Here is a 7938-nt window from a genome sequence, read left to right as displayed (position 1 = left end):
AAGATCTAGGTCCCGGAAGTAAAATGACCGTCGTCCGGGTTCCTTTCGACCGGGCCCGACGACCATATACGTTTTCATCCGCGACGGTTCGCTAGGAACCATTAAATCGAGGCAAAGTAATCTTAATCCCAGAAGCGGGATACCCCTTGCATGGATTAACGTCCGTTTCCCGCTTTAAAATCCCTTATATCCCTCGGGATCGATCCTGAGGGATATCCCCTTTTCTTCGGCTTTCTTCTCGAGTTCGGCCCACGTTCCGCGGAGTATTCCGATCTCCTCCGGCGAGGTCTGCACCAGCGCGCTTTTTCCGTAATGGCGGAACCTCACCTGTTTAACGCCCGATACCTTGCGGATAAAGGCCTCCCATTCCTCGACGTCCCTCATCTTTTCTTCGGTAATGACGGTGCCGCAGGGTATACGGGTTGCAAGGCATGTGTCTTTGATAAGGCCGTAGGACCACTCTTTGGAAAGCACATGCTCCACTATGTCTTTCCGGCCGATCCTCAGCGTCTCGAGCGGTCTGAAGATGAAGAGCTCGACGGCGGCCCTGTGACCGGGGCGGTCCTGAGAAAGGTCGTCGTAGTTGTCCCCGCATATGCAGTTCCCCGTCCCCAGTTCGACGCCCGCGGTCCTGACGGCCGAGTACAAGGCCCTTTTGCAGTGGTAGCAGCGGTCCGCCCTGTTCGCATCCACTTCAGGCAGGTCGTCCCAGCCCAGTTCTATGGCCTTGAAGGGAATGCCGATAGACCTCGCGATCCTTTCGGCCTCGAATCTCTGCCTTCTGCTGACGATGGGCGTGTCCACAAAAACAGCCGTAACATCGTCGATGGAATTCACGCAGGCATCGGCCAGATAGGAGCTGTCGAATCCTCCGGAGAATGCCAGCACCGCAGAGTCCATTTTTTTCAGGTAATCGCAGACTTCTCTGAAACGGTCCATATCGAAAATATCATTTCCGCGAATATCTTTAACCCTTTGCCCATATACAAGTCGTATGGACATCAGAGAAGTGTTGGAATCCTACAAGGCGGGCAGGATCGACGTGGCGGAGGCGGAGAGGTCGCTCCGCGCCGACTATATCGAGTCGATAGGAAACGATGTCAACATGGACCTGGGCAGAGAGATCAGGAAAGGAACGCCCGAGGTCGTCTACGCAAGGGCAAAGACGCCGGAGACCGTGGAGAAGATACTGCGAAGCTCTAAGCGGAGGCTTTTGGTGTCAGGGGCGACGGAGGGTCATTTCAAAGCGGCCGAGGGTATCGAAGGGGCGGAGTTACACAGAGAATGCGGATGTATCGTGATCGGGGGATTCCCCGAAGAGAAGTACGGGCCGGTGGCCGTTATCACCGCGGGCACGTCCGACATACCAGTTGCTAAGGAGGCCGTGCTGATGGCCCGCATGATGGGATGCTCGTGCATAGAACACTTCGATATCGGAGTATCAGGCCTTCATCGCCTGATCTCTCCGATGAAGGACGTCATATCAAGGGACGCCGCGGCCGTCGTCGCGGTAGCCGGCATGGAAGGGGCGCTGCCCACGCTCATCTCGTCCCTTTCTCCTGTGCCGGTGGTCGGAGTGCCCACGTCGACCGGTTACGGAATGGGGGGCGACGGCATCGCCGCGCTCATGGGCATGCTGCAGTCCTGCTCTCCGGGCCTGAGCGTGGTGAACATCGACAACGGGATAGGCGCAGGAGCGGTGGCTGCGATGATAGCCAGGGGCAGGGTCTCCGAGAGATGAGCGAACAGAAGTTCTTCGATTCGATGGCGGAGTTGAACAACACCGAGATAAAGTCGGGGCTGTGCTCCATATGCAAGGGGTCCCGCAGGTTGTGCGGAAAAGACAGATGCCCGCTTATGATCAAGTTCTACTCCCAGCAGAAGACGCTGCCGATGATAGACGCCAAGGACCTGGCGGGCAGCAGCCCTCCGGCCGTGTTCGTGGGCAGGTTCGGATATCCCAAGGTGGATGTGGGCCCGCTCATACCTCCGGAGTTCGGCGACACTTCGATAATGGACACCCCCGAACGCTGGGTAGGCAAGAGCATCGACGAGATCGTCGATTTCAGATTCAAGCTGGTCCGCGGAAAGATCAGGATCGACGCTTATGATTTTAAAAAATCGGGCAAAGTGGTGGACGACATACAGGAGATCGCGCTGACCGAGCGTCCATTGGACATCGAGGCAGAGTTCTCGCATAAGCCCAAAGGGCGTGTCATCATGGACGACGAGGTGCAGCCTTTCGGTCCGTCGGCGAGGATGACGTCCATGAGGAAGAGTAACGGAAGGTTCGAAAGGAATCTCGAGCGCAACTTCTACGACACCGACATGAAAGCAGTGGATGCAGTGGTATCGTCCTACCGCAACGGAACCCTCATATCAGAGATTGAGAAGGCATTCTCGGTAGGGACCATGGGGGTCGATAAGAGGCGCAGATTCGTCCCCACAAGATGGAGCATCACCGCCGTTGACGACATAATAGGCAAGGACCTGCTCGAGACAACGAAATTCAACAACACCATCGATGACTACCGCATATACCAGTGGGAGCAGCTGGACAACCGCTGGTGCATCCTCATGATGCCGTGCACGTGGAGGTACGAGCTGATCGAGGCGTGGTACCCCAACACGACCTGGAACCCGACCGGACGCACCATCGACATAATCAGCGACCACGAGTTCTTCGAAGGCCGCAAGGAATATGCGCACATAGGAGGGTGCTATTATGCGGCAAGAATGGCGGTCAACGAACTTCTGATAAAGGAAAGGCGGACCGCCGGCGCAGTGATATTCCGCGAGGCGCACCCCGGCTATGTCATGCCCGTGGGCGTGTGGAACGTCAGAGAGAACGTCAGGGAGGCCCTGCGTACCAAACCTTACAGTTACGACACCCTCGACAGGGCCATGGACCACGTGGGCAGAGTGATGGACATCCCCAAGAAAACATGGATCGAAAATTCCGGCGTCCTGAAGGACTGGTACACCCAAAGGAGGATCGAGGACTATTACTGACCTCTTCGACTTTACGCCGACAGACGAGTGGGACGGAGTGTTCGAGACAGTGAAATGCAAACGGGCGTTATCTCCGTCAGGTCTTCCCGGCATCGACTATGCTCTGAACCCCTACGGCGGCTGCGAGCACGGTTGCGTTTACTGCTACGCGCCGGAGGTGACCCATACCGATCTCAGGGAATGGCGCATCGTACGTGTAAGAAGCAACATAGCAGAGAGGCTTGCGAAGGAGGCCGTGAACATAGACGGGACGGTCGGCATAGGGACGGTGACAGACCCCTACCAGTATGCGGAAAAGAGGTTCAAGCTCACCTGCCAGTGCCTGGAGGTCCTCAGGTCCGCCGGGCTGAGGATACACATACACACCAAATCGGACCTCGTACTGCGCGACCTGGACATAATCGCCGGAATGAGGGGGGAGGTCGGGATAACCGTCACGACCCTGGATGATAACATATCCCACATAACGGAGCCGGGGGCCCCGCTTCCCGCGAGGAGGCTAGATGCCATGGAGAAACTGACCGACGCGGGAGTCGACACCTATGCCCTGGTGGGGCCCGTGCTCAAGTTCCTCGAAGGCAGAGAGGAGAGTTTCGTGGATGCGATCGTATCCACCGGTACGGGACGAATGTGCATCGACCGCCTCAACATGCGGCCGGAGCTGTCGGCGAGGATGGACCGCATGGGAATAACCGGGTCGGTCGCGGCGCTGGAAAAAATACGTCGTCTTGCCGAGGATGCGGGGATCAGGGTCACCGACGTATTTTGAAAGTGAGCTTGTCTTTGACAGACAATGCATAAAGGAACATCAGCAGGGAGACCGCCAGGGGCACGGTGAGCACCGTAAGGGCCGTCCCGTTCGTGGAACCGTAGGCGGTCAGCCTTATGTAGAGCACATACCAAGTAAGATACAGTATCATGCCCGCGGTCAGGTGCGAGACGCGGACCTGCACTTCACCTCCGCGGTTCATGTATCCTATGCAGACAATGCCGCCGCCCACCAAAAAGCTCAGAAGGAAAGCGACGTAGGTGAGAGGCGGAAAAGGCCATTTGCTTATGAAGAAAGCAGGATAGAGGAGCGACGCTCCCCAAAAGCAAACTCCGAGATAGACCAACCACATCCCCTCCATCGAGTCGTAGTTGATCTTAAAGGCGCGCATTTATCAGATATTTTGCATATCTATATATATCCTTATGCTTGGATAAAACGAGGCCGTCGCGAATAAAATAAATGCTGGTCAAAAACGAATAGTTAATATAGAAGAACAAATTTATCGTAACCAAGACAAAGGAGGATAATCCAATGTATGGTTCTGGAAATCAGCCTATAATAGTGCTCAGAGAAGGCACTGAAAGAAACAGAGACAAGGAAGCGCAATTCAACAACATAGCGGCCGCCAAAGCGGTGGCCGACGCTGTCAGGTCCACTCTAGGACCTAAAGGAATGGACAAAATGTTGGTCAACACCATCGGTGACGTAGTAATCACCAACGACGGTGTTACCATCTTGAAAGAGATCGACGTGCAGCACCCCGCAGCCAAAATGGTTGTCGAGGTCGCAAAGACGCAGGACGCCGAATGCGGAGACGGAACAACAACGTCCGTCGTCATAGCCGGCGAGCTGCTGAAGCAGTCCGAGGAGCTCATCAACTCCAATGTCCACTCGACAGTCATCACCAACGGGTTCAGGCTCGCGGCCGAGAAGGCAGCAGAGATCCTGGACGAGATCGCGGTGCCCGTCGACAGCGACGAGCTCCTGGAGAAAGTTGCGTCGACTGCACTCACCGGCAAATCCGTCGGAGAGGAAGAGGAAAAACTGGCGAAGATCGTCGTGCAGGCCTGCAGGTCCGTTGAAGAGGACGGAAAGGTCGACACCGACAACATCCATATCCAGAAGAAGATCGGTGACAATATCGGCAGCACCTGCATGATAAAGGGCATCGTTATCGACAAAGAACGCGTGCACCCCCGCATGGCCAAGAAGGTCGAAAAGGCAAAGATCGCACTTTTCTCTTGCGCCCTCGAGGTCAAGAAAACCGAGTTCGACGCACAGATACAGATCACCGACCCAAGCAAGATGAACTCGTTCCTCGAGGAGGAAGAGAACAGCCTTAAGGCGATGGTCGAAAACATAAAGAAGTCCGGAGCAAACGTCGTTCTTTCCCAGAAGGGAATAGACGATCTCGCTCAGCACTACCTTGCCAAAGCAGGCATATTCGCATGCAGAAGGCTCAAGCAGAGCGACCTCGAAGCGATCGCAATGGCGACCGGCGGAACGGTCGTCGGTAACACCGCGGAGATCAACGCCTCGGACCTCGGAATAGCCGGAGTCGTCGAGGAGAAGCAGATCGGAGAGGATGGAATGGTATTCATCACCGGCTGCAAGAACCCCAAGGCAGTTACGCTGTTCGCCCGCGGAGGCACAGAGCACGTAATAGAAGAGGTCGAGAGATCCCTCAACGATGCTATCCGCGTAGTCGGAGTCGCCATCGAGGACGGTAAGGTCGTCGCCGGAGCAGGTGCGCCCGAGATAGAGGTCGGAATAAGGATGGCAGCTTACGCCTCAAGCGTCGGCGGAAGGGAGCAGCTGGCTATCGAGAAGTTCGCGAAGGCCTTGGAGATAATCCCTTGGACCCTCTCCGAGAACGCCGGTATCGATCCGATCGACAGCATCATCAAGCTGAAGAAGGCCCACAAGGACCACAAGAACGGTGCCGTCTACGGTATCGATCTCGACAGCGGCGAGGCCGTGAACATGCTCGAGAAGAACGTTGTGGAGCCCCTCAGGGTGAAAAAGCAGGCCATAAGCGCCGCTTGCGAAGTCGCCAACATGATCCTCAGGATCGACGACGTCATAACCGCTCGCAGGTCCCAGTCCCCTCCGGGACAGGGCGGAATGGGCGGCATGCCTCCGGGAATGATGTAAAACCATTAATGAGGGGGGTAACCCCCTCGCATACCATTTTTAATCGAATATCGCCCGATCGCAATTCCGTCTTACGGGTTTTAAAAAATCACATCGATTCCAGTTTTTTTATGCTGGCTCTTTAATGGGACATTTACTTTTCGAAGTTCCATGTCATATTCATCTTTTTCATGGAAATTTTTATTGTCAGACAACTGTCTGATAAAATTAAATATCTGTCAGACCTATCCTAATACCGATGGGATCGCATGCGGGCTGCACTTTATACTAGGGTATCTACTGAAGACCAGGCCAAAGAAGGTTACTCCCTTGACGCTCAGATGAAGCGGCTGGAGGCCTACTGCCAGGTCAGAGGATGGGATATAAAGGGGAAATACAGGGACGAGGGCTGCTCCGGCAGGGATACCGACCGTCCCGAGTACCGCCGGATGTTCGCCGAATCAGATTGCTGGGACGTTTTGCTGGTCCTCAAAATGGATCGTATACACAGGAACAGCGTTAATTTTACTCTGATGATGGACGAGCTCAGGAAGCACGGGAAGGAATTCAACTCGATGCAGGAGAAGTTCGATACCACCACCGCCATGGGCCGTTTCGTAATGGACATAATGCAACGTATCGCACAACTCGAAAGCGAGCAGATAGGGGAGAGGGTTAAATTCGGAATGACGCAGAAGGCGCAGTTCGGCACAGGCCCAATGGGTTCCGGACACCCTTACGGTTATGTCTATTCGAAGGGAACGCTCGAGGTCATCGAGGACGAGGCTTACACGGTCAAGGCGATATATCGTCTGTACAACGAAGGTTCCACGATGGAGGAGATCGCCGAATCGCTCAACCGGGCAAGGATCCCTGCCAAAAAGGGCGGTGCCTGGAACAGGCAGTCGATATGCAACATCCTCCACAACCCGATTTATACGGGATACATAGAATGGGACGGTATCGTCAGAGAAGGCGGTCACATGGCGATAATAGATAAAGAAGCCTATGAGGCAGTAAACGGGCCTTTCAATGGATGAAAAAGAGAATCTCCGGGCCGCAATCTACGTGCGTGTGTCTACAGACGAGCAGGCGCAGGAAGGATATTCGCTCGATGCGCAAAAGGAGATGCTCGTCAACTATTGTATTTCTCAGAGCTGGAACATTGCGAAGGTGTACGAGGACGACGGTTATTCTGGACGTACCGCCAAACGTCCCGGATACACGCAAATGGTCGATGAATTGGATCTCTGGGATGTGATGCTGGTCGTAAAGATGGACCGTATCCACAGGAACAGCCGCAATTTCATGGAGATGATGGAGGAATTAAGCTCAAAAGGCAAGATGTTCGTCTCTTCCACCGAGGCGCTAGACACGACCAATGCGCTCGGACGTTTTGTAGTGGACATGATCCAGCGCATAGCCCAGCTTGAAAGCGAACAGATCGGTGAGCGCACCTACATGGGCATGCGCGAGAAGGCCGAGAATCTCGAGAACGACGAATCCGAAAAGAAGACGATGGGATTCAATCCCCCCTTCGGGTATCGTCTCAACAACGGAGCCCTCGAAGCCGTCGGAGACGAGCTCGACGTGATCGAGAACATATTTTTCCAATATTATGACGGGAGGACGATCGACGAGATATGCAGGAATCTCAACGAGGAAGAAACCCTCACCCGGAAAGGCAACATCTGGAACAAGTTCAACCTGAGCAACATACTCCACAATCCGGTCTATGCGGGATACATGAGATGGGAAGATGTCCTTATACGTCACGAGGCCCACACGGCCGTATCGCCCGGGCTTTTCAACAAGGTGCAGGAAATGATGTCGTCCAAAGTAAAGGACCCCTCCAAGAGGGGCGTCCTTCTCGTACCGGTGATAGGCGAGCAGTATTAATGTAAAAAAGCGAGCGCGGGGACCAAGCGCAAGGGCGGTTTTCGGATGTGAAAATCGTCCCGGATTACGGGGGTCAAATGCTACATTATTTGACATGCTGGATACTTCGTTAAAAATAAATA

Annotated in this window: 8 protein-coding genes; 6 read left to right on the top strand and 2 right to left on the bottom strand. The window is 54.5% G+C overall.

What is annotated here, in order from left to right; genetic code table 11:
• Positions 1 to 174: 174 nt before the first annotated feature.
• Entirely contained in the window at positions 175 to 939 is a 765-nt protein-coding gene (larE, locus tag VB016_06180) for an ATP-dependent sacrificial sulfur transferase LarE (GenBank protein ID MEA4978117.1), read from the bottom strand.
• A 55-nt stretch (positions 940 to 994) separates the two neighbouring features.
• Between larE and larB the strand changes: the two genes are divergently transcribed.
• The 3 genes from larB to VB016_06165 are packed head-to-tail and all read left to right on the top strand — an operon-like array spanning position 995 to position 3781.
• Complete coding sequence (larB, locus tag VB016_06175) at positions 995 to 1741, top strand: nickel pincer cofactor biosynthesis protein LarB (GenBank protein MEA4978116.1); 747 nt, start codon at positions 995 to 997, stop codon at positions 1739 to 1741.
• Positions 1738 to 3012, top strand: a complete 1275-nt coding sequence (locus VB016_06170; protein MEA4978115.1) for an Nre family DNA repair protein — start codon at positions 1738 to 1740, stop codon at positions 3010 to 3012. Before larB ends, VB016_06170 begins: the two co-directional genes overlap by 4 nt.
• Positions 3013 to 3061: 49 nt before the next feature.
• Positions 3062 to 3781: a radical SAM protein gene (locus VB016_06165; protein MEA4978114.1), complete on the top strand. Its 720-nt coding sequence runs from the start codon at positions 3062 to 3064 to the stop codon at positions 3779 to 3781.
• On the opposite strand, the gene VB016_06160 is transcribed toward VB016_06165, so the two are convergent.
• Positions 3765 to 4172 (bottom strand): hypothetical protein, encoded by a 408-nt coding sequence (locus VB016_06160; protein ID MEA4978113.1) that lies wholly within the window; start codon positions 4170 to 4172, stop codon positions 3765 to 3767. The genes VB016_06165 and VB016_06160 overlap by 17 nt on opposite strands.
• A gap of 143 nt (positions 4173 to 4315) precedes the next feature.
• On the opposite strand from VB016_06160, the gene thsA reads away from it, so the two are divergent.
• The 3 genes from thsA to VB016_06145 all read left to right on the top strand — a co-directional run bounded on the left by thsA (position 4316) and on the right by VB016_06145 (position 7816).
• Positions 4316 to 5938: a thermosome subunit alpha gene (thsA, locus tag VB016_06155; GenBank protein MEA4978112.1), complete on the top strand. Its 1623-nt coding sequence runs from the start codon at positions 4316 to 4318 to the stop codon at positions 5936 to 5938.
• A gap of 248 nt (positions 5939 to 6186) precedes the next feature.
• Positions 6187 to 6957 carry a recombinase family protein gene (locus VB016_06150; protein ID MEA4978111.1) on the top strand — a complete coding sequence of 257 codons (771 nt, stop codon included), beginning with the start codon at positions 6187 to 6189 and terminating at the stop codon, positions 6955 to 6957.
• Positions 6950 to 7816, top strand: coding sequence for a recombinase family protein (locus tag VB016_06145; protein MEA4978110.1), 867 nt, complete (start codon positions 6950 to 6952; stop codon positions 7814 to 7816). Before VB016_06150 ends, VB016_06145 begins: the two co-directional genes overlap by 8 nt.
• Positions 7817 to 7938 lie beyond the last annotated feature (122 nt).

It is taken from the genome of Methanomassiliicoccaceae archaeon, assembly GCA_034928305.1.
Lineage (GTDB): Archaea > Thermoplasmatota > Thermoplasmata > Methanomassiliicoccales > Methanomethylophilaceae > VadinCA11.
The sequence above is the reverse complement of the archived record's forward strand: the minus strand, read 5'-3'. Positions and strand labels throughout refer to the sequence as shown.

What these genes read in the sequence shown, in the direction of transcription:
- larE (MEA4978117.1), bottom strand. Translation starts at nt 939, where the DNA reads ATGGACCGTTTCAGAGAAGTCTGCGATTACCTGAAAAAAATGGACTCT.
- larB (MEA4978116.1), top strand. Translation starts at nt 995, where the DNA reads ATGGACATCAGAGAAGTGTTGGAATCCTACAAGGCGGGCAGGATCGAC.
- VB016_06170 (MEA4978115.1), top strand. Translation starts at nt 1,738, where the DNA reads ATGAGCGAACAGAAGTTCTTCGATTCGATGGCGGAGTTGAACAACACC.
- VB016_06160 (MEA4978113.1), bottom strand. Translation starts at nt 4,172, where the DNA reads ATGCGCGCCTTTAAGATCAACTACGACTCGATGGAGGGGATGTGGTTG.
- thsA (MEA4978112.1), top strand. Translation starts at nt 4,316, where the DNA reads ATGTATGGTTCTGGAAATCAGCCTATAATAGTGCTCAGAGAAGGCACT.
- VB016_06150 (MEA4978111.1), top strand. Translation starts at nt 6,187, where the DNA reads ATGCGGGCTGCACTTTATACTAGGGTATCTACTGAAGACCAGGCCAAA.
- VB016_06145 (MEA4978110.1), top strand. Translation starts at nt 6,950, where the DNA reads ATGGATGAAAAAGAGAATCTCCGGGCCGCAATCTACGTGCGTGTGTCT.